Here is a 20,379-nt window from a genome sequence, read left to right as displayed (position 1 = left end):
GAACGCTGGACTCATGGCGAAGTCCACAGAGTCGACCCGACACGTCGAGTTGGAGTGGAAGTTCGACGCTCCGGAATCCGGCGTCGCGCCCTGCTTCGACGGCTTGGCTGTGGTCTCGCGGGTGGAGAAGCTCGCCACCCAGCAGCTTGACGCGGTCTACTTCGACACCGCCGGCAAGGACCTGGCGGCCAACCGGGTGACCTTGCGCCGGCGAACCGGCGGCGCCGACGCGGGCTTCCATCTCAAACTGCCCGCCGGTCAGGCCAGAACCGAGATCCGGGCCCCCCTCGGGGAGAGCTCTGAAGTACCCGAGGAACTACTCGATGTCGTCCGGGCGATCGTGCGGGACCGGCCGCTGGCCCCGGTTGCCACGATTTCCACGGCCCGTGACGTGACGATGCTCTACGGGCCCGACGGCACCGCGCTGGCCGAGTTCTGCGACGACCGGGTCAGCGCCGCCCGACTCGCCCCGAGCAGTTCGTCGCCGGGTGAGGAAGCGTCGCAGCAGTGGCGAGAATGGGAACTGGAACTGGTCGACGCCGGTATCGAGGACGCCGCCGGGGTGCTGAAGCGGTTGGCCAATCGCCTGCACGACGCCGGGGCCGTTGCGGCTGGGCACGGCTCGAAACTCGCCCGGGTGCTCGGCGACTCCCCCGCGCGCCGCGAGCCGCCGGAGGATCCGGTGCACCGCGCGGTCGCCGAACAGGTTGCAGCGCTGCTGGTCTGGGATCGTGCGGTCCGCGACGACGCTGACGACGCGGTGCACCAGATGCGGGTGACGATCCGTCAGATCCGCAGTCTGTTGCAGGCCTCCGAGGAGGAGTTCGGCCTCACCGACGACGCGACGATCCTGACCGAACTACGTGAACTGGCAGGGATTCTCGGCGTCGCCCGTGACGCCGAGGTACTGGCGGAGCGTTACAGCGACGCGCTGAGTGCGCTGCCACCCGAACTCGTGCGCGGGCCGGTGCGTGAGCGACTCGTCGACGGCGGCTGGCAGCGCTACAGGGCCGGCCTGAACCGTTCCCTGAAGGCGATGCGATCGGCGCGCTACTTCCGACTGCTCGATGCACTGGACGAGGTGGTGGTAAGCAGTCCCCCGCCAGGCGATGACCATCCGCACACCACCATCAGATCGGGGTACAAGCGGGTCCGGAACCGACTCAGAGCTGCGCACGAGGCGACGACCGAACATGACCACGAGGATGCTCTGCACCGAGTTCGCAAGGCGGCCAAGCGACTTCGCTACGTCGCGGCAGCCACCGGGGAGAAGAAGGTATCCGAACGGGCCAAGGCGATTCAGTCGCTGCTCGGCGATCACCAGGACAGCGTGGTGAGCCGGGCGCATCTGTTGACCCAGGCCGCGGCGGCGCACGCCGCGGGCGAGGACACCTTTACCTACGGCGTCCTCTACCAACGTGAAGAGGAGTTGGCGCAACGCTGTCGGGAGCAACTCGACGGCGCGGCCAAGGCGTTACGCTGCAGCGTCCGCAACGCCACTGACGCCGGCGGGTGACCTCAGCGGCTTGGGGCGGACGAGTTGGCCTGTAAGCCGGATTCTGTTCCGCCGTGCAAGCGCGGCGGCGGCGACCATCCATCTGGGCCACCCGTCGCCGGGTGCCTCGAGCGGCCTACCCGCAGGCTCGGGCGAGCAGCCCTCGGGCGCCTGCGCAGCCGCACCGCCGGTGCGGCCTCTTGGCCTTGCTTCGGGTGGGGTTTACCGAGCCACTCCGGTCACCCGGAGTGCTGGTGCGCTCTTACCGCACCGTTTCACCCTTACCGTCGGCTCTGAAAAGCCAGAGTCGGCGGCGGTTTGTTTTCTGTGGCACTGTCCCGCGAGTCACCTCGGATTGCCGTTAGCAATCACCCTGCTCTGTGAAGTCCGGACTTTCCTCGACCCGCTGTCGACCCGCAGGTCTTCAGGGGCCGCGGCCGCCCGGCCAACTCGTCCGCTCCTCCAAACTACCGTCAGCCGGCCTTCCGGTACACCAGCCAGCGCATTTCGATCGGGCATTCCTCGCGGGGCAGATCGTAAACGTCTTGCCCACAAACCCAGCCGGCGTACCAACTCGTCGGCGGCCATTTCTCAGCCGGGAGGTGACTCTTTTCGTATTCGTAGACCGAGTCGTCGGTGATCAGGTCCAGCGGCAGTGCGGCCTGTGCGGCGGACAACTCGTCACGGGTGAAAATGGTGGTGTAGAACTGCTGGCCCAGCTCCCGGGCAGCATCGTCGACGACGTGGCCGGGACGCGCCAAGAAGACGTTGAAGACCAGGTGACCGCCTGGGGCCAGGCATCTGGCGGCCAATTCGAACACCCCCCGCAATTGGGCGGTGTCGCGGAAATCGGAGACGACCTCGGACAACAGGACGAGGCGGTAGTCATCCCGCAGGTCCTCGGCGCCGACCTGAAAGACGTCGCTCTGCAGCACCCGGACATTCAAAGACTCCCGCCCGGCCTCCGCGGTCAGGATCTCGGCGAACTGGGACGTCATCTCGACCGCATCTACCGGGTGGCCACGCCGAGCCAACGCGAGGCTGTTGCGGCCGGTGCCGGCGCCGACGTCGAGGACCGGGCAATGTGCCGGTTGATCGCTCTGTTCGGCCAGTGCCCACACCCGGGCGTCGGGATCAGTGCCGAACAGCGGCGGTTTACGGGTCTCCACCCAGTTGTTGTAGGCCCCTTCGACGGTGTCCCACCGACCCTTGACGAAGTAGCTCGCCGTCAAGCCGTTCGGCGACTCGTAGGTGATCACGATCTCCGAGCGTGGCGAGGCTTTGTAGGCCACATCCAGTTGGCTCGCCAGGACCTCGCGGAGTTTGGCCAGGTCAGCACCGCTGTACCGGACGCCCATCGAGGTGAACAGGTCGTCGCACATGCTGACGTAGTGGTCGATCATGCCCGGGACCGCGGGGAGTGCGATCTCACCCTTGGCCAGGGCGCGCTGCATGAGACGGCGGGTCATCGCCTGGCGCGCCAGCGGGTCCAGCGGAAACCGGGATTGGCTGTTCACTCCGCATTCCTACCGCATCGCAGGCCCTACTGTATGCGGACGCGCGCTCGGCTCAGCAGGATCACATTGTCGACCAGCGTGACTTCCTCACCCTCGGGTCCACGCGCCGCACGGTCAACCATGGTGATCCGGTGGCGCCACTCGGCAGAGTCGAGTTGCAACGCGTCGACCACCGCCTCGGCGGTGGGAAAATCGTGGTGGGCCAACTTTGCCGCCCACGGCGGAGCAGCAGCGTGGTCGACGACGAGCAACGCGCCGCCCGGAGCGACTGCGGCGGCCGCGTTCCTCAGGACGGCGGTGCGGTCCATTTCGACGGTGCTGTGCAGAAAGCAGGACGACACCAGGTCGAAGGCGCCCTCCGGAAAACTGCGGGTCAGTTCGCGCTGTTGGAAGTCGATGTGTTGGGCCACCCCGCGGGAGGCGGCAGCGGCGCGGGCGCGGTCAAGCGCGGTGCCCGAGACGTCGACGGCCACCACGGTCCAGCCCTGCTCCGCCAGCCAGATCGCGTCGGCTCCCTCACCGCAGCCCAGATCCACAGCACGGGTGCCGCTCAACTGCGGCACGACGGCGGCCAATTGGGCGTTCACCCGCCCGCTCCATACCTGCGGCCGCGCCGCATAATGCTCTTCCCAGGTGGTCTGGTGGTCGTTGGCGCCGGTGTCGGTCAAGAGTTACTCCTGGGCGGGATGGACGGGCCCAACTCCAGAAGGCAGGGCTGGTCCGGACGATGCCGAGTCTGAGGCGGGAACTCGGATCCTATCCGCGGCCGTCCGGCCGTCGAGTACGCGTCGACGCGCATCGGGACTGCTCAGACGAACGGCGTCGATGCCGGGCCAAACCGGCCTAAAGTGAGCCCATGACGAGCGCGGCGGAGCGGGCCAGACAGCTTGCCCTGGTGTCCCGGCTGAAGACCACTTATCCGGAGGTTCCGGAATGGCCCATGCCGGACGACATGACCAGCGACCATTGGCGGGCCTATGTGAAGACCGCTCATGACGTCGGCGGCGAACTGGACTTCCCTCACCTGTATGAGAACAAACAGGAAGAACAGTGGGAGTTGATGACCTACGTACTCTGCGAGGCGCTCGGCTGGGGCGGGATCTGGGTGTCCGAGGAGCGGCGCAGGATCGGCAATGTCGACGTCGGCAGGGCTATGTACCTGGGTGTGCCGTATTACAGCCGCTGGTTGTGGTCGGTCGGCCGGCTTTTGATTGAGAAGAAGTACATCAGTTGGGGCGACCTCACCGATCGGCTCGCGGAAGTCCAGCAGCGCTATTCCGGTGGGCTCAAGGGCGCCTACCCTGTGGCCGAGCCGAAGTTCGAAGGCGACCCTTCAACGGTGAAGCGCAACAAGCATCACCTCCACGCCCTCGGTGTCGGCGATCCGCAGGTGTTCGCGGGCAAGGCCGGTTCGGCGAAGTTCAAGACCGGGGACGAGGTCAGAGTCCGGGACCTTCCGGCGATGTACTACACGCGGACACCCGAGTACTGTCGCGGCGCCGTGGGGATCATCGCGGAAGTCACCTACGAGACTCCGGCGCCCGAGGACGAAGCCTGGGACATCGAGGACGCCGAGCCGGAGTGGATGTACATCGTCCGGTTCAATCAGTCCGCGTTATGGGACAACTACACCGGCCCAGCCAACGACACCCTGCAAACCGAGATTCCGGAGCGCTGGCTGGAGGCTACGCATGTCTGAGTTGGACCACGATCACAACCACAGCATCGACGGCGATCACATCCGCACCGTCAAACCGATGGTGGACGAGATCACCGATTTCGAGGTCCTGGAGATCGCTCTGCGCGAACTGTGCATCGAGAAAGGCCTCTTCACCGCCGAGCAGCACCGGGTCTTCACCGAGTACGCCGAGCAGATCGGCCCCACCCCGGCGGCGCGACTGGTCGCCAAGGCCTGGCTGGATCCCGAATTCAAGCGTCTTGCGCTGATCGATGCGGTCGCCGCCTCCAAGCAGGTCGGCGTCGACTGGCTCGACCCCACCGGCTTCGGCACGCCAAGCGACTTCACCGCGTTCAAGATCCTCGAGAACACCCCGACCGTGCACCACGTCATCGTGTGCGCGCTGTGCTCCTGCTACCCACGGCCCATCCTCGGAAACTCCCCGGAGTGGTACCGCACCCCGCACTATCGACGCCGCATCGTGCGCTGGCCGCGACAGGTTCTTTCCGAGTTCGGCCTCGAGTTGCCCGAGGGTGTGGAGGTGCGCGTCGAGGACTCCAACCAGAAGCACCGGTTCATGGTCATGCCGATGCGCCCGGAAGGAACGGAGGGCTGGACACAAGACCAGTTGGCCGAGATCATCACCCGCGACTGTCTGATCGGCGTCGCCCTACCCAAACCCGGCGTGACGGCCAACATCACCGCGCTGGTTCGACCGGCCATCCGCCCGATCCAGGAATGAGCAGGGTGCCGCAGGAGGGGTTCGCGGTCCTCGACAGCATCGTCGAGAACCGGCAGACGTGGCCGGAGATCTCAGCGAAATACGGGGTCGAAAACGCGCTGCCGCCGTGGAAGACGAGCCTCGACGGGCTGTGCGATGCACTGGACAAGTCCTGCGCGACAACCGATGGGCCGGACTTGACCTTCAAGGCCCGGCGCGACGAAGAAGACGAGCTGTCAGCCAACCGGTACTTCGACTTGCCGTATCCGGAAAACCAGCTCGTGGCTTTGGCGCACTCCATGCTGGCACGCGGGATCATCGACGAGACCGCGCTGCGGCAACGACTGGCGGCGGTCCGGGCCCGGCTCGAAGCCGGCTAACACCCGCCATACCCGGGACCGGCCAATACCCCAGGGTCCGTCAGCCGCGTAGATACGAGGTGCCGTTGACCAGCCGGACCAAGGCACCGTCATCGGGGTAGAACTCCGCGATGCTCAGCGAGGCGAGGTCCAGGTGCACTCGGTATAACACCGATGACCCGGCACCCAGGGCCAACCGCAGCAGCGTCTTGATCGGTGTCACATGCGACACCACCAGCACCGTCGACTCCCCGTGCTCGGCAATGAGGCGGTCTTTTACCCGCTGTACCCGCTGGGATACTTCGTCGAAGCTCTCCCCGCCGGGCGGCGGCAGGCTGGTGTCGCGCAGCCACCTGCTGTGCACCTCGGGGTGGCGCTCAGCGGCCTCCCGGAAGGTCAGCCCCTCCCACTCTCCGAAATCGGTCTCGATGAGGTCATCGTCCACCTGAACCGACAGGCCCAGCGCGTCGGCGGCGGCCTTAGCGGTGTCGTAGGCCCGGCTCAGCGGTGAGGTGACCACAGCCGCGATGCCGCCCTTGCCCGCCAGGTACCGCGCGGCATCGGATGCCTGGTCACGTCCCACGTCGGTCAACTCGGGATTGCCCCGACCGGAATAGCGGCGCTGGCGGGACAATTCGGTCTGCCCGTGCCGCAGCAGCAGCAGTCTGGTGGGTCCGCCGCGGTTGCCGGTCCACGTCGAGGGCGGGACGGCCACCGCGCTCGGTGGCGGGTCAGCGGCGCGCTGGACCACTGAAGGTGTGGCCCGGGGTGTGGCCCGGGGTGTGAAGCTGTCGCCGTCCATGGCTTCGTTGGCCAACCGGTCGGCGACCTTGTTCTGCTCCCGCGGAATCCAGGAGAACCGGACTGTATCGAACGTCGACGCCAGCGCACGGGCCTGCTGGTGCAATTCGGCCAGCCCGGGATGTTTGACCTTCCACCGGCCACTCATCTGCTCGACGACCAGTTTGGAGTCCATCCGCACGTCGAGCTCACCGGCGCCGAGCCGACGGGCTTCCTCGAGTCCGGCGATCAGGCCGCGGTACTCGGCAACGTTGTTGGTGGTGATTCCGATCGGTTGGCAGTGCTGGGCCAGCACAGTGGCGTGGTCATCGGCATAGACCACACAGCCGAACCCGGCTGGACCCGGGTTGCCGCGCGATCCGCCGTCGGCCTCGACGATGACCTTCATTCCTTGGTCCGCAGCAGGATCGCTCCGCACTCTTCGCAGCGCCGCACCTCGTCGTCGGCCGCCGCGGCGATCCGGGCCAACTCCCCGCGGTCCAGTTCGATGCGGCAGGCCCCACAGCGGCCGCCGAGCAACCGGCCGGCGCCGATCCCCGACGCGGCACGTTGGCGTTCGTAGAGCTTGAGCAGTTCGCCGTCGAGACCGGCTGCGACCTCGGCGCGGCGGGCGGCGGTGGCGGTGCGGATCTGCTCGACATCGGCAAGCGCCGTGTCGCGCAGCTGGCCTGCCGCCGTCAGATCGGCCAGCACGGCGTCCAGGGCGGCCTGCTCGGCGGCCTGCTCAGCGCCCAGTTGCTCGCGCCGTTCCATCACCTCCAGCAGCGAATCCTCCAGATTGGCCTGGCGGCGCTCCAACGTGCCCAGTTCATGCTGGAGCTCCTGGAGTTGCTTCGGGTCGCCGACGGCACCGGAGCTCAGCAAACCGCGGTCGCGGTCCTCGCGTTGACGGACCGTGTCGACTTCGGACTCCAGCTTGGCGATCTGGGCGTCGAGGTCCTCGACCGAAATCCGAACCGCGGCCAGCCGGTCCGCGACCGTCTGCTGCCTAGCCTCCAACTCCTGATAGCGCTGCTGTTCGGGCAGGTGGGCGACGCGGTGCGCCAACCGGTTGAGCTCGCCGTCGAGCTCTGCGAGGGTGAGCAGTGAACGCTGCTGTGCAGCTTCAGCTTTCATTATGGCCTTTCAACTGTTGGTCTCGCGGCGCCAATGGTCCAGGGATCGGTTCGGATCGGGCTCACCGTCACCGCAAGGCGCTCGCCGAAATGGGTTCGCAGCAACTCGGCGGCTTGGCCGCACCACGGGTACTCACTGGCCCAGTGCGCCACGTCGATCAGAGCGACGTCACTGTCGCGGCAATGCTCGTCAGCGGGATGGTGGCGCAGATCCGCGGTGAGGTAGGCCTGCACCCCGGCCGCCCTGGCGGCGCCCAGCAGAGAGTCCCCCGCACCGCCACAGACCGCCACCCGGTTGATTGGGGTGTCCGGGTCACCGGCTGCGCGCACACCCCAACACGTCTGCGGCAGAGCGGAATTCACCAAGTCGACGAACTCGGCCAGACGAAGGCTCCGGGGCAGGCTCCCGACCCGGCCGATCCCGGTGCCGGCAGGCAGTGCCGCGAGGCTGAACACATCGAAGGCCGGCTCTTCATAGGGGTGCGCGGTCCGCAGTGCGGCCAGCACCTGCCCCCTCAGCCGGGCTGGCGCGATGACCTCGACCCGGTCCTCGACGACGTGTTCCACCGCCCCCACCGTCCCGATGGCCGGTGACGCCCCGGTGCCGGGGAGGAATTGACCGGTCCCGGTGACGCTCCAACTGCAGTGCGAATAATCCCCGATGTGACCGGCCCCGGCAGCGAACAACCCCGCGCGCAGTGACTCGGCATCGTCAACAGGGACGAAGACGACCCATTTGTCCAGCGCCGGACCACTCGCCGCCGGGTCGAGCACCGCGTCCACGGCAAGGCCCAGCGCCTCGGCCAGCGCATCGGACACCCCGGGGCTGGCGGCGTCGGCGTTGGTGTGGGCGGTGAACAGCGCGGCGCGGTCGCGGATGAGCCGGTGAATCAACGCCCCCTTGGGGGTGCTCGCGGCGACGGTGTCCACACCGCGCAGCAGCAACGGATGGTGAGCGACCAGGAGCCCCTGGGTACCCACCGTGTCGACCACCGCGGCGGTGGCGTCGACGGCCAGCGTCACCGAAACGATCTCCTCGGCCGGATCCCCGCACACCAGACCCACCGAGTCCCAATCGTGGGCCAGTTGCGGCGGATAGGCCTCTTCCAGCACGGCGATGATGTCGGTCAGCGGCACACTCACCGCAGTACCTCCGCCACGGCGCGCACCAGCACGGGCCACTCCGGGCGCACCGCAACCCGCAGGTGGTTGGGACCCAGACCGACGAAGGTGTCACATCGCCGCACCGCAATACCTTTGGCCTGCAGGTGTTTACGCATCAGCACCGCATCCGGTGCGGTGAATAGCACAAACGGTGCGTTGCCGTCGACCACCTCTAGGCCGAGGTTTCCCAGCGCAGCCGCCAGCTCCGCCCGCCGGCCGGCCAGTTGCTGTGCACCGGCAAGCGCTTCGGCGACCGCGGCGGGTGCGCAGCAGGCGGCGATGGCTTCAAGCTGCAGCGTGCCCAACGGCCAGTGCGGCCGGCCGGCCCCCAGCCGGGCCAACACCTCGGGAGCCCCGAGTGCATAGCCCACCCGCAGCCCGGCCAGCGACCAGGTCTTGGTGAGGCTGCGCAGCACCACCACGTCGGGCAGGTCCAGACCCGCCAGCGATTCCGGTTCACCGGGCACAGCGTCGGCGAACGCCTCGTCGACCACGATCACCCGGCCCGGCCGGCGCAACTCCAGCACCGCCGCGCGGGCGTGCAGGACCCCGGTGGGGTTGGTGGGATTGCCCAGCACCACCAGATCCGCGGTCTCCGGCACCCCCGCGCCGGTCAGCCGGAACGGCGGTGGGAGCACCACGTGGTCGACCGGAACGCCGGCAGCGCTGAGCACGGCCTCCGGTTCGGTGAACGACGGGGCGATCAGAGCGGCCCGGCGCGGGCGCAGTGCGGGCAGCAGCGCGAATCCCTCAGCACCGCCGGCCAGCAGCAGCACCCGATCCTCGGCCACGCCGTGGCGGCGGGCCACCGAGCGCACCGCGGCGTCGTGGTCGGCCAGGCTGGGATAACAGCCCAGTTCGGGGAGTCGGGCGGCCAGCCGACGCACAAGCCAATCCGGCGGCCGGGCGTGGCGGACATTCACGGCGAAGTCGAGCATGCCTGGTGCGGCGGCCTGGTCACCGTGGTAGCGCGCACCCGGACGCACAGCCTGCTCACTCAACGGTAGCCCTGCTCGCTCACCACTAGCACAGTAGTCGGCGGCGCACCGGCGGCGTCAGCGACAATGAAGGCGTGATGTCCACCGCCGCCGGTCTTCAACCCCAGTTGGTGATCTTTGATCTCGACGGCACGCTGACCGACTCCGCACACGGTGTGGTCGCCAGTTTCCGGCATGCGCTGGCCGCGGTCGGCGCTGAAGTCCCCGACGGCGACCTGGCTGCCTTGGTGGTGGGTCCACCCATGCACCACACCCTGTCCGGACTGGGCCTGGGTGAGCGCGTGGCCGACGCCGTCGCCGCCTACCGGGCCGACTACACCAGTCGCGGTTGGGCGATGAACACCCTGTTCGACGGCATCCCTGAGATGCTGGCCGACCTGCGGGCGGCTGATGTGCGCTTGGCGGTTGCCACCTCCAAAGCCGAGCCGACGGCCCGGCGCATCCTCCAGCACTTCGGCATCGCCGAGCATTTCGAAGTCATCGCCGGAGCCAGTTTGGACGGCAGCCGCGCAGCGAAGGCCGACGTGGTGGCCCATGCGCTGGCCCAACTTGCGCCGCTGCCTGAACGGGTCATCATGGTCGGTGACCGGGCTCATGACGTCGACGGCGCCGCCGAGTACGGTATCGCCACGGTGGTGGTGGGTTGGGGATACGGGAACGCCGATGTGACCGACGCGGCGGTCGCCCGGGTCGCTACCGTTGCGGAACTGCGGGAGGTGCTCGGTGTCTGAGAAGGCCCATCTCGGGGGCGACGATGGACGGGGCCATCTGGTGCATGTGACGTTCGTGTGCTCGGGCAACATCTGTCGTTCGCCGATGGCCGAGAAGATGTTCGCCCACCAGATCGCCGAGCGTGGTCTGTCCGAGGCGGTTCGAGTGACCAGCGCAGGCACCGGTGGCTGGCATGCCGGCGCGGGCGCAGATGATCGCGCTGTCCGGGTGCTGGCCGAACGAGGCTACCCCAGCCGGCACAGCGCAGCGCAGGTCGGCGCGGACCACCTCTCGGCGGATCTCGTTGTGGCCCTGGGCCGCAACCACCTTCGGATCTTGACCGAGTTGGGGGTCGAGCCGGATCGGGCGCGCATGTTGCGCTCGTTCGATCCGCGGGCCGGGGCGCACGTCCCCGACGTCGAGGATCCCTACTACGGCGACCTCGCCGACTTTGTGGAGGCTTTCGACGTCATCGAGGCATCGCTGCCCGGCCTGCACGACTGGGTCGACAGACGCTTGGCCGACGAAGGGATGCCGGGCCGATGAAGCGGTTGCCCTTCCTGCTGCGACCGGGCTGGATCGCCCTCGCCTTGGTGGTGGCGATGTTCACCTATCTGGCTCTGACCGTGCTGGCGCCGTGGCAACTCGGTAAGAACAGCCGCACATCGCTGGAGAACCGTCAGATCGAGGCCTCGCTGACCGCGGACCCGGTGCCGGTGACGTCGATTCTGCAGCGCCAGGATTCATCGGCTCCGGACGCACAGTGGCGGCAGGTGACGGCGACGGGCCGTTATCTGCCCGACGCCGAGGTGCTGGCGCGGCTCCGGGTGATCGACGGCGCACCCGCCTATGAAGTGCTCACCGCGTTCGCGGTGGACGGGGGTCCGACGGTGCTGGTCAACCGGGGCTATGTGCGGCCCACCCAGGGCACCGCGGTTCCTGCGGTTCCGGATCCCCCGACCGGCACGGTGAACCTCACCGCGCGGTTGCGCGACTCCGAGACAGCGCCCACCGATGACAAGCAACCGTTCACCGAGGCAGGTTTTCAGCAGGTGTACGCGATTGACACCAGCCAGATAGCCGGGCTCATCAAGACCTCGCTCACCGGTTCGTACCTGCAACTGGTGGAAAACCAGCCGGGGGCACTGAAAGTGCTCCAGCTGCCCAAACTGGATGCCGGGCCGTTCCTGTCCTACGGAATCCAGTGGATCGCGTTCGGCATCATCGCTCCGCTGGGGCTTGGCTACTTCGTGTATTCGGAGTTGCGGATACGCCGCCGTGAGGCGGCCCGGCGCGCACAGGCCGAAACCGGCACAGCCGTGGATGTTCCGCTCAGCGCCGAGGACAAGCTGGCCGACCGATATGGACGACGACGCTGATCCCGGACGCTGATCCCGGCGCTGATCCCGACCGCCACCGCGAGTGCGGCCGCCTGAACCATCCGCGACAGCCGGACCGCCCTGCGCAGGTCGGTGATGTCCGGGGCTGGGCCGTCGCCGAGGGTGGGGCGGATCTCCAACTGGTGGCGGTACTGCGTCGGCCCACCCAGACGCACCCCGAGGGCCCCCGCGAAGGCGGCCTCGACCACCCCGGCGTTCGGGCTCGGGTGACGCGCGGCGTCGCGGTGCCACGCCCGCGCCGCTGATACCGCCGATCCACCGACCAGCGGTGCGCACACCACGGCGAGGGCGCCGGTCAACCGGGCCGGCAGGTAGTTGGCGACATCGTCGGATCGCGCTGCCGCCCAACCAAATCGGGCATACCGCGGGGAGCGGTTCCCGATCATTGCGTCCAGCGTGTTGATCGCCCGGTAGGCCAGCACAGCGGGGGCTCCGCCCAGCGCGACCCACACCAGCGGAGCCACCTGGGCGTCGGAGGTGTTCTCGGCGACCGATTCACACGCCGCCCGGGTCAGACCGCCGGCATCGAGGACGGCGGGATCGCGACCGCACAGCGCGGGCAACAGGTCCCGCGCACCGTCGATGTCGCCGGCGGCAAGCAGATCGGCCATCGCCGCACCAGTGCGCGCCAGGGTGGTTCCGCCCAGCGCCGCCCAGGTGGCTGCCGCGATCAGAGCCACGCCCGTGCCGCCGCGGACACGGCGCTCCACCACGGTGGCGGTGGCCGTCAGCACGCTGACCAGGACTGCCCAGTGAGCCGCTCCGGCCAACCCGCTGTCCCGGTAGGTGATCGACTCAAGACCCGACGCGCACCGGCCAAACCCCGCCACCGGATGACCGCGCCGCGGATCACCCAGCAGCGCATCGGCGAGACAGCCGGTCAGGATGCCGACCGGCCGCAACCCGCGGATACCGACCACCCCGGCAGCCTCTCACACTCCACGGGCCGCAATTTCTGTCGGTGGCCTCCCCTATCTTGTGGTTCCGGGGAGGGCAAGATGACAGGGACATGGCCGGAGTATCTGCGACGGATCACCGCCGGGGAGACCCAAAGCCAGATCGCGCAACGGACCGGGATCGGGCGGTTATCGGTCTGCCACTGGTTACACGGTAAGACCAGGCCCAAGCCGGAGACCGTCATCGCGGTGGCGCGGGTGTATGACCGCTCGCCGATCGAGGCCCTGCTGGCCGCCGGGTATCTCAACCACACCGAGGTGCGGCTGCCGATCGAGCACAGGTCCTCGCCGCGTGATCTGCCGGCTGAGGAGCTCGCCGCGGAGGTGCGCCGGCGACTGATCGAACTGGAAGCTCAGAACTCGCCCGAGTGACCTAGAAAACCACGGTCTGATTGCCGTAGCGGATAACCCGGTCCTCACAGTGCCACTGCACGGCCCGCGACAGCACGGCCCGTTCCACGTCCGCGCCGAGGCGCACCAGGTCCTCAACGCTGTGCCGGTGGTCCACCCGCACCACATCCTGCTCGATGATCGGCCCCTCATCGAGGTCTTCAGTGACGTAGTGCGCGGTCGCACCGACAAGTTTCACGCCACGCTCCTTGGCCCGCCGGTACGGCGCCGCACCGATGAACGCGGGCAGGAAGGAGTGGTGGATGTTGATCATCGGGCAGCCGACCTGAGCCAGAAAGTGCGGGCTCAGCACCTGCATATAGCGGGCCAGCACCACCAGATCGACGTTTCCGCGCAACAACTCCAGTTGGCGTTCTTCGGCCTGCTCGCGAATGTCCTTGCTGGCCGGCACGTGGATGAAGGGAACACCGAATGGCCGCACCTGATCGGCCAGGTCGGGATGGTTGGCGATGACCATCACCACCGACATGTCCAGTTCGCCACGGCGGCTGCGCCACAGCAGATCCAAGACGCAGTGGTCCTCGGTTGAGGCCATCAGTGCGACCCGCTTGGGCTTGGCCGCCTCGGTCAGCCGGAAGTCGATGTCGAACGGCTCGGCCACCCGGCTGGCGAACTCGCGCTCCAGTTCCGGACGGGCGGCCGCCAGCCCGGGCAGGTGGAAGATGGTGCGCTGCATGAAGATCCCACCGGTCTGCTGGGTGGAATGCTGGTCGAGGGAGATGATGTTGGCGCCGGACTGCGCCAGGAATGTGGTGACCGCGGCTACCAGGCCCGGCCGATCGTCGCAGCGCACCAAGAGGCGGCCGATGTCCTTGACCGGCAGCGGCGGGTGCCCCGGTGGGAACTGGCCCCCGCCGCTGGTGGTCATGCCGCTAGTGCTCATTGGGCCCGCCCCCGGACAAGTAGCGGGTGACATCGATGATCTGGGCGATGAAATGTTCCACCTCGCCATCGGGCCCGCGGATGCAGCTGAAGGACAAATCAGCCCAGACCCGGTGACCGTCGGCATGGATGTACTGCTTGAGGCCCCGGTAGGTTTCGCGCCGGCCCGCAATCATGTCGGCGACCGCTTGTTGTTCGTCGCTGAGGCTCTCCGGCGCGGTGAGCTCCTGCCAGGTCATGGTGAGCAGGGTGTCGATGTCGTAGCCCACGAGCGTCGCCATCGCCTGATTGACCAGGACTAGACCGCCGTCGGGGGTGGCGAGCGCGGCCGGGACGGCGGAGAAGTCCATCAGCTTGCGGTAGCGCTGGTCGCGTTGCGCCGCCTCCAGGCGGACGGTCACGTCGCGCCAGGTGACCGTGATCAGATCGGCGCCCGCACGCGTGGCCCGGATGTCCAATCGCCGTTGCTGGTCAAAATGCTGATAGGAGAAATCGTTCAATACCAAAGGCTCGTCGTTCTCGAGGCAGTGCGCGTAGCGCTGTGGCAATCCCGACGATTCGAAAACCGGAAGCACTTGCAGAAGCCGCTGGCCCAGCAACTCCGATCGGGGTAGCCCCACTTCGGCACAGGCAGCGCGGTTGAGGTCGCGGCAGACGAAATCCGCAATCACGCCGTGGTCATCTCGGACCGCTTCGAACAGGACCACCGGATCGATCAGCGCATCGGCCCAGACCCGCATGAGCACAACCGCGCGGCGGGCCGCCTCCACTGCTTGGTCGGTAGCCAGCGAACCCTGGTCGTCCGCGTCGGATCGCAGCAGACTCTCGATGCCGGGCCAGGGGCGATCTCGTCCAGCAGCGCCGAGAACTCCGTGCAGGAAGATGTCGATGACCTGTTCGGCATACTCCGGGCGCACCGGGGTGTCGGCGAAGATGACGTCATAGTAGAAGGCGGCGCCGAACACTCGGATCGCCTCGTCGGGAATGATGCCGTCGCGCAGTTGGCCGCGGTCAGCAGCCCGGCGCAGAATCTGTGCGGCGGAGTCGAACCGGGCTTTCCAGAAATCGGCGGAGATCTCGGCGAGGTCGACGTCGCCGCTACCCGGCAGGACCCGCCGGAACAGCGCTCGGCCTGTGGCCGTCCGCGAGTTGCCCACCGCCAGGGCCGATACGACGTCAAGGTCGGTATAGATGCTGCCGGTGTCGGCGCTGCCTTCGAGGGCGATCGAACGGGCCAGCATGACCTCCATCAGCAGCACCCTGCGGTCATGCCAACGCGCGCGGATCGCGCCGGGGGCGACCCCGGCCCGGCGGGCCACACCATCGATGGCGAACCGGTCGATTCCCGATTCGAGCAGTTCAGCAAGGACCGCTTCGAAGATACGGTCCTTCGACTCAGGCGACATGGCCCCGGGGTCGTCGCGCACCGACAAACCCTGCCCCTAACCCCGCGTAGTGATGGCTAGATCTTACCCGCCCGCGGGTTCTACTTAGGTCACGGTTAGTGCACCACTGTTGTTTGCCAGCTTGGCGTCGACGAGCGTGGCGCTCACCAGCCTGGTGGTCAGCGCCGCGACCACGACGCGACCTACATACGCTGATGCACACATACCCGGTTCCCCGACCTTGAAATGTCGCTGACCGCACGATGCTGGCCCCGCCGCCCACGCCGCAGTCAGGGGCGAAAGTCACTGGCCGACAGGTGATCTGAACTGGTGGGCGCGGAGGGTTTCGAACCCCCGACCGCTGGTGTGTAAAACCAGAGCTCTACCACTGAGCTACACGCCCCGGGACACGGGCAGCACGCCCGTGCCCGCGCAGGCTACCGCTGCCCGCGTGGATTTCAAAAGTCCGGCCGCTCAGACCTTCAGCGCCGCCAAGGCCTCGGTCCAGACCGCTTGGTCACGAGCTTCGCCCGGCTGATTGCACTCGGCGAACCGGACGACTCCCGAACGGTCGATGACGAAAGTGCCGCGGTTGGCGAAGCCGGAATCGGAATTGAAGACCCCGTAGGCCTGCGCCACCTCACCGTGCGGCCAGAAATCCGAGAGCACCGGGAAGGTGAATCCACTCTCGGTGGCCCAGATCTTGTGGGTCGGCGGCGGACCCACCGAGATGGCTAGTGCGGCGGTGTCATCGTTGTCGTAGCTGGGCAGATTGTCCCGAACCTCGTCGAGCTCGCCCTGGCAGATGCCGGTGAAAGCCAGCGGGAAGAACACCAGCAGCACGTTCTTCTTTCCGCGGAAGTCACTCAGGGTGACCGGCTGGCCGTCCTGGTCTTTGAGGGTGAAGTCGGGTGCCCGGGTACCAACTGCCAGTGTCATGAACGCCTCCCAGCTGCTTTCGATTTAGGTTGCACCAGGCGGCTGCCGATCCAGTTACCCAGGTTGGCCGACGACGTCTGCATCAGACCGGCGGTCGGCGCTGCCTCGGCGATATCAGCCGGAAGTACGTGGCCGGGTTTCCCGGTTTTGGGGGTGAGTACCCAGATCACGCCGTCCTCGGCCAGCGGCGCAATGGCGTCCATCAACCGATCTACGAGGTCCCCGTCCTCCTCGCGCCACCACAGCAGCACCACGTCGACGACCTCGTCGGCGTCCTCGTCGAGGAGGTCGCTGCCGCAGGCCTCCTCGATGTCGGCCCGGATCTCGTCGTCGGTGTCATCGTCCCAGCCCAACTCCTGGACGATCTGATCGTGGTGGATGCCCAGCCTCTGGGCATAACTGCGCCCGCTGTCACCCGCGGCGACCACCGTCGCAACCTCCTTGTCGTGGTACCGGCTTGTCGTGATTCCGGTTTTGGTGCGCATATCGTCGCACGCCGCCGACTGGTTCTAGTAGGTGGCGTCGCAAAGTCGTAAAACATCGGACCGGGCGGCGTTGAGATCGTCGATGACCTGGTTGAACTCGGACGGATCAACGTTGCCGGTGATCGCCTCGGCCGTCGTGCGGGCACCGTCGACCCACTCCATGAACGCATCTTTGACCTCGTCGGGGACGATGTCGCTGATGCTGGTCTCCACCGCGTCCGCGCTCTGGTTGAGCGAGTCGACAGCCGGGCCCTCCGCGGACGTCGTGTCCCCGTCCGCCTCGTTGAACGCGCTCACATAGGCGTTGACCGCGTCGATGGCGTCGGCACTGGTGGTCGACAACGTCTCGCAGGTGGTGTGGACGGCCCGAGTGGTCATCGAAGCCTGTCGTTGCGCTTCGCGGGCGCTGGAACTGGCCGCCGACTGCGAGGACGAGACCGCCATCGAGGTGCGATAGGCCGGTGCGTCGCCGGCATTGGCGGTGGGATCCCCCTCGGTGACCGCAGTGCAACCCACCACCGTCATGCAGATCGCGGCGACCCCGCCGGCCAGCAGTCCGGCGACCCGCGCTCCGCGCACGTTCCCGCTCAGCACGTGCCTGACGTTACCGGGTCGCGGTCGGATTCGCGTCCGCCAACATGGGTCCGCCAGCCGCTCAAGTGCGGCACGATAGGACTCGCATCATCCGATCGACTGCCCAGCCAGCGAGGAGCGGAATTGACCACCCAGTTCACCCGCGATCAGCCGACTCAAAGCTCCGGCGGCCCAAACGAATCCGAACGGGTCCGGGTCATCCGGGAGGGCGTCGCGTCCTACCTGCCTGATATCGACGCCGACGAAACCTCCGAGTGGCTCGAATCGTTCGACGACATGCTGGCCCGCTCCGGCCCGGCCCGGGCGCGCTACCTGATGTTGCGACTGTTGGAGCGTGCCGGTGAGCAGCGCGTGGCGATACCTGCCCTGACCTCGACCGACTACGTCAACACCATTCCTACCGAGCTCGAGCCCTGGTTCCCCGGCGATGAGGACGTCGAACGTCGATACCGCCGGTGGATCCGGTGGAACGCCGCGATCATGGTGCACCGCGCCCAGCGTCCCGGTGTGGGTGTAGGCGGACACATCTCCACATATGCGTCCTCGGCTGCGCTCTATGAGGTCGGCTTCAACCACTTCTTCCGCGGCAAGTCCCATCCCGGCGGCGGCGACCAGGTGTTCATCCAGGGGCACGGCGCACCCGGCATCTATGCCCGTGCGTTTCTCGAGGGCCGGCTCACCGAGGATCGACTCGACGGATTCCGCCAGGAGCACAGCCACCCGGGCGGCGGTCTGCCGTCCTATCCGCACCCGCGGTTGATGCCCGACTTCTGGGAGTTCCCGACGGTGTCGATGGGCCTGGGCCCGATGAACGCCATCTTCCAGGCCCGCTTCAACCACTATCTGGACGACCGCGGTATCAAGGACACCTCCGACCAGCACGTCTGGGCGTTCCTGGGCGACGGCGAGATGGACGAACCGGAAAGTCGCGGGCAAATCCAGATCGCCGCCAACGAGGCCCTGGACAACCTGACCTTCGTCGTCAACTGCAACCTGCAGCGTCTCGACGGCCCGGTCCGCGGCAACGGCAAGATCATCCAGGAACTGGAGTCCTTCTTCCGGGGCGCCGGCTGGAACGTCATCAAAGTCGTGTGGGGACGGGAGTGGGACGCCCTGCTGCACGCCGATAAAGACGGCGCGCTGGTGAACCTGATGAACACCACCCCCGACGGGGACTACCAGACCTACCGCGCCAACAACGGCACCTACGTCCGCGAGCACTTCTTCGGCCGGGATCCCCGCACCAAGGCACTGGTGGCGAACATCTCCGACGACGACATCTGGAACCTCAAACGCGGCGGCCACGACTACCGCAAGGTTTACGCTGCCTACCGGGCCGCGATGGAACATAAGGGTCAGCCCACGGTGATCCTGGCCAAGACCATCAAGGGCTACACCCTGGGCGCCCACTTCCAGGGCCGCAACGCCACTCACCAGATGAAAAAGCTTGCGCTGCAGGACCTCAAGGATTTCCGCGACGCGATCCGCATCCCGATCAGCGATGCGCAGCTCGAAGAGAACCCCTACCTGCCGCCCTACTACCACCCCGGCCCGGATGCCCCGGAGATCCGCTATCTGCTCGATCGGCGCACCGCCCTGGGTGGCTTCCTGCCGCAGCGGCGCACCACCTCCAAGGCCCTGACCCTGCCGCCGCGAGACGTCTACAAACCGCTCAAGGGCGGCTCCGGCAACCAGCAGGTGGCCACCACGATGGCGACCGTGCGGGTGTTCAAGGAACTACTGCGCGAGTCCGGCGAGAACGCGGTGGGCAAGCGCATCGTGCCGATCATCCCCGACGAGGCCCGCACGTTCGGTATGGACTCGTGGTTCCCGACGCTGAAGATCTACAACCGCAACGGCCAGCTCTACACCGCCGTCGATGCGCAGCTGATGCTGGCCTACAAGGAAAGCCCCACCGGCCAGATCCTGCACGAAGGCATCAACGAGGCGGGCTCCTGCGCGTCCTTCACCGCGGTCGGCACGTCGTATTCGACGCACAACGAGCCGATGATCCCCGTCTACATCTTCTACTCGATGTTCGGTTTCCAGCGCACCGGCGACAGCTTCTGGGCGGCGGCCGACCAGATGGCCCGCGGTTTCGTTCTGGGTGCCACAGCCGGACGGACCACCCTCACCGGTGAGGGCTTGCAGCATGCCGACGGCCACTCCCAGCTGCTGGCCTCCACCAACCCGGCGGTGGTGGCCTACGACCCGGCCTTCGCCTACGAGGTGGCCTACATCATCGAAAGCGGCCTGGCCCGGATGTTCGGGGAGAACCCGGAGAACATCTTCTTCTACATCACCATCTACAACGAGCCCTACGTCCAGCCGGCCGAACCGGAGAACCTCGATGTCGAGCAGTTGCTGAGCGGGATGTACCGGTTCCGTGCGGCTCCCGAGAAACGCAGCAGCACAGCACAAATCCTGGCATCGGGGGTGTCGATGCCCGACGCGCTGCGGGCCGCCGAGATGCTCGCGCAGCGTTGGGACGTCGCAGCCGACGTGTGGTCGGTGACCAGTTGGAACGAACTGCACCGCGACGGCCTGGCCGTCGAGAGGGAACGCCTTCGCCATCCCGACCGGCAGGTCCGAACCCCGTTCGTCACCGAGATGCTCGCCAGGACGACCGGCCCGGTGGTGGCGGTGTCGGACTGGATGCGGGCGGTGCCCGATCAGATCCGGCAATGGGTGCCGGGCACCTACCTCACGCTGGGCACCGACGGGTTCGGCTTCTCCGATACCCGGCCGGCGGCCCGCCGTTACTTCAA

At 67.3% G+C, this 20,379-nt stretch carries 20 protein-coding genes, 1 tRNA gene, 1 other RNA gene and 1 pseudogene; 9 read left to right on the top strand and 14 right to left on the bottom strand.

Features of this window, described 5'->3' with window-relative positions; translation table 11 throughout:
• Positions 1-13 precede the first annotated feature (13 nt).
• Positions 14-1,516 carry a CYTH and CHAD domain-containing protein gene (locus tag ADBZ5N_RS06960; protein WP_526256754.1) on the top strand — a complete coding sequence of 501 codons (1,503 nt, stop codon included), beginning with the start codon at positions 14-16 and terminating at the stop codon, positions 1,514-1,516.
• A 16-nt stretch (positions 1,517-1,532) separates the two neighbouring features.
• On the opposite strand, the gene rnpB is transcribed toward ADBZ5N_RS06960, so the two are convergent.
• From rnpB to ADBZ5N_RS06945, 3 genes are all read right to left on the bottom strand, one after another.
• An RNA gene (gene rnpB / locus ADBZ5N_RS06955) (RNase P RNA component class A) lies at positions 1,533-1,948 on the bottom strand.
• A 20-nt stretch (positions 1,949-1,968) separates the two neighbouring features.
• Positions 1,969-2,964, bottom strand: a complete 996-nt coding sequence (locus ADBZ5N_RS06950) for a class I SAM-dependent methyltransferase (RefSeq protein ID WP_526256763.1) — start codon at positions 2,962-2,964, stop codon at positions 1,969-1,971.
• 74 nt (positions 2,965-3,038) lie between these two features.
• Positions 3,039-3,680, bottom strand: a complete 642-nt coding sequence (locus ADBZ5N_RS06945) for a class I SAM-dependent methyltransferase (RefSeq protein ID WP_526256753.1) — start codon at positions 3,678-3,680, stop codon at positions 3,039-3,041.
• A 188-nt stretch (positions 3,681-3,868) separates the two neighbouring features.
• Between ADBZ5N_RS06945 and ADBZ5N_RS06940 the strand changes: the two genes are divergently transcribed.
• Genes ADBZ5N_RS06940 through ADBZ5N_RS06930 form a run of 3 tightly spaced genes read left to right on the top strand, consistent with a single transcriptional unit; the run spans position 3,869 to position 5,791 of the window.
• On the top strand, positions 3,869-4,711 hold the full coding sequence (locus ADBZ5N_RS06940; RefSeq protein WP_526256752.1) for an SH3-like domain-containing protein: 843 nt from the start codon (positions 3,869-3,871) through the stop codon (positions 4,709-4,711).
• Complete coding sequence (gene scnC / locus ADBZ5N_RS06935) at positions 4,704-5,432, top strand: thiocyanate hydrolase subunit gamma (protein WP_526256751.1); 729 nt, start codon at positions 4,704-4,706, stop codon at positions 5,430-5,432. Before ADBZ5N_RS06940 ends, scnC begins: the two co-directional genes overlap by 8 nt.
• The gene (locus tag ADBZ5N_RS06930) at positions 5,429-5,791 is read left to right on the top strand and encodes a thiocyanate hydrolase (RefSeq protein WP_526256750.1); all 363 of its coding nucleotides are present in this window, start codon (positions 5,429-5,431) and stop codon (positions 5,789-5,791) included. Before scnC ends, ADBZ5N_RS06930 begins: the two co-directional genes overlap by 4 nt.
• Before the next feature lie 40 nt (positions 5,792-5,831).
• Here the strand turns inward: ADBZ5N_RS06930 and ADBZ5N_RS06925 are convergent, their stop codons facing one another.
• Genes ADBZ5N_RS06925 through cobC form a run of 4 tightly spaced genes read right to left on the bottom strand, consistent with a single transcriptional unit; the run spans position 5,832 to position 9,851 of the window.
• Entirely contained in the window at positions 5,832-6,959 is a 1,128-nt protein-coding gene (locus tag ADBZ5N_RS06925; RefSeq protein WP_526256749.1) for a bifunctional RNase H/acid phosphatase, read from the bottom strand.
• A complete protein-coding gene (locus tag ADBZ5N_RS06920) occupies positions 6,956-7,687 on the bottom strand; it encodes a zinc ribbon domain-containing protein (RefSeq protein WP_526256748.1) in 732 nt (243 codons plus the stop codon). The genes ADBZ5N_RS06925 and ADBZ5N_RS06920 overlap by 4 nt, the downstream gene beginning before the upstream one ends.
• The gene (locus ADBZ5N_RS06915; RefSeq protein WP_526256747.1) at positions 7,687-8,829 is read right to left on the bottom strand and encodes a Nif3-like dinuclear metal center hexameric protein; all 1,143 of its coding nucleotides are present in this window, start codon (positions 8,827-8,829) and stop codon (positions 7,687-7,689) included. Before ADBZ5N_RS06915 ends, ADBZ5N_RS06920 begins: the two co-directional genes overlap by 1 nt.
• The gene (cobC, locus tag ADBZ5N_RS06910) at positions 8,826-9,851 is read right to left on the bottom strand and encodes an Rv2231c family histidinol phosphate aminotransferase CobC (RefSeq protein ID WP_526256746.1); all 1,026 of its coding nucleotides are present in this window, start codon (positions 9,849-9,851) and stop codon (positions 8,826-8,828) included. The genes ADBZ5N_RS06915 and cobC overlap by 4 nt, the downstream gene beginning before the upstream one ends.
• A 74-nt stretch (positions 9,852-9,925) precedes the next feature.
• On the opposite strand from cobC, the gene ADBZ5N_RS06905 reads away from it, so the two are divergent.
• Genes ADBZ5N_RS06905 through ADBZ5N_RS06895 form a run of 3 tightly spaced genes read left to right on the top strand, consistent with a single transcriptional unit; the run spans position 9,926 to position 11,938 of the window.
• On the top strand, positions 9,926-10,579 hold the full coding sequence (locus ADBZ5N_RS06905; RefSeq protein ID WP_526256762.1) for an HAD hydrolase-like protein: 654 nt from the start codon (positions 9,926-9,928) through the stop codon (positions 10,577-10,579).
• Entirely contained in the window at positions 10,572-11,105 is a 534-nt protein-coding gene (locus ADBZ5N_RS06900) for a low molecular weight protein-tyrosine-phosphatase (RefSeq protein WP_526256745.1), read from the top strand. The genes ADBZ5N_RS06905 and ADBZ5N_RS06900 overlap by 8 nt, the downstream gene beginning before the upstream one ends.
• Positions 11,102-11,938 carry an SURF1 family cytochrome oxidase biogenesis protein gene (locus tag ADBZ5N_RS06895; protein ID WP_526256744.1) on the top strand — a complete coding sequence of 279 codons (837 nt, stop codon included), beginning with the start codon at positions 11,102-11,104 and terminating at the stop codon, positions 11,936-11,938. Before ADBZ5N_RS06900 ends, ADBZ5N_RS06895 begins: the two co-directional genes overlap by 4 nt.
• On the opposite strand, the pseudogene ADBZ5N_RS06890 reads toward ADBZ5N_RS06895, so the two are convergent.
• Positions 11,923-12,870, bottom strand: a pseudogene (locus tag ADBZ5N_RS06890) (cobalamin biosynthesis protein); the annotation flags it as partial. The gene ADBZ5N_RS06895 and the pseudogene ADBZ5N_RS06890 overlap by 16 nt on opposite strands.
• 87 nt (positions 12,871-12,957) lie before the next feature.
• On the opposite strand from ADBZ5N_RS06890, the gene ADBZ5N_RS06885 reads away from it, so the two are divergent.
• The gene (locus tag ADBZ5N_RS06885; RefSeq protein ID WP_526256743.1) at positions 12,958-13,287 is read left to right on the top strand and encodes a helix-turn-helix domain-containing protein; all 330 of its coding nucleotides are present in this window, start codon (positions 12,958-12,960) and stop codon (positions 13,285-13,287) included.
• 1 nt (position 13,288) lies between these two features.
• Here the strand turns inward: ADBZ5N_RS06885 and purU are convergent, their stop codons facing one another.
• From purU to ADBZ5N_RS06855, 6 genes are all read right to left on the bottom strand, one after another.
• Positions 13,289-14,209 carry a formyltetrahydrofolate deformylase gene (gene purU, locus ADBZ5N_RS06880; RefSeq protein WP_526256742.1) on the bottom strand — a complete coding sequence of 307 codons (921 nt, stop codon included), beginning with the start codon at positions 14,207-14,209 and terminating at the stop codon, positions 13,289-13,291.
• Entirely contained in the window at positions 14,199-15,635 is a 1,437-nt protein-coding gene (locus ADBZ5N_RS06875) for a PAS domain S-box protein (RefSeq protein ID WP_526256741.1), read from the bottom strand. Before ADBZ5N_RS06875 ends, purU begins: the two co-directional genes overlap by 11 nt.
• A gap of 286 nt (positions 15,636-15,921) precedes the next feature.
• A tRNA-Val gene (locus ADBZ5N_RS06870) sits at positions 15,922-15,996 on the bottom strand.
• A gap of 71 nt (positions 15,997-16,067) precedes the next feature.
• Entirely contained in the window at positions 16,068-16,532 is a 465-nt protein-coding gene (locus tag ADBZ5N_RS06865; RefSeq protein WP_526256740.1) for a peroxiredoxin, read from the bottom strand.
• Complete coding sequence (locus ADBZ5N_RS06860) at positions 16,529-16,960, bottom strand: DUF3052 family protein (protein WP_526256761.1); 432 nt, start codon at positions 16,958-16,960, stop codon at positions 16,529-16,531. The genes ADBZ5N_RS06865 and ADBZ5N_RS06860 overlap by 4 nt, the downstream gene beginning before the upstream one ends.
• 81 nt (positions 16,961-17,041) lie before the next feature.
• Entirely contained in the window at positions 17,042-17,611 is a 570-nt protein-coding gene (locus tag ADBZ5N_RS06855) for an Rv2240c family protein (protein ID WP_526256739.1), read from the bottom strand.
• A gap of 123 nt (positions 17,612-17,734) precedes the next feature.
• Between ADBZ5N_RS06855 and aceE the strand changes: the two genes are divergently transcribed.
• Positions 17,735-20,379: pyruvate dehydrogenase (acetyl-transferring), homodimeric type (aceE, locus tag ADBZ5N_RS06850; RefSeq protein WP_526256738.1), on the top strand; the 2,645-nt coding region annotated here is incomplete at its 3' end.

The sequence above is a fragment of the Mycobacterium sp. genome (assembly GCF_044370595.1).
Classification (GTDB): Bacteria; Actinomycetota; Actinomycetes; order Mycobacteriales; family Mycobacteriaceae; genus Mycobacterium.
The sequence above is the reverse complement of the archived record's forward strand: the minus strand, read 5'-3'. Positions and strand labels throughout refer to the sequence as shown.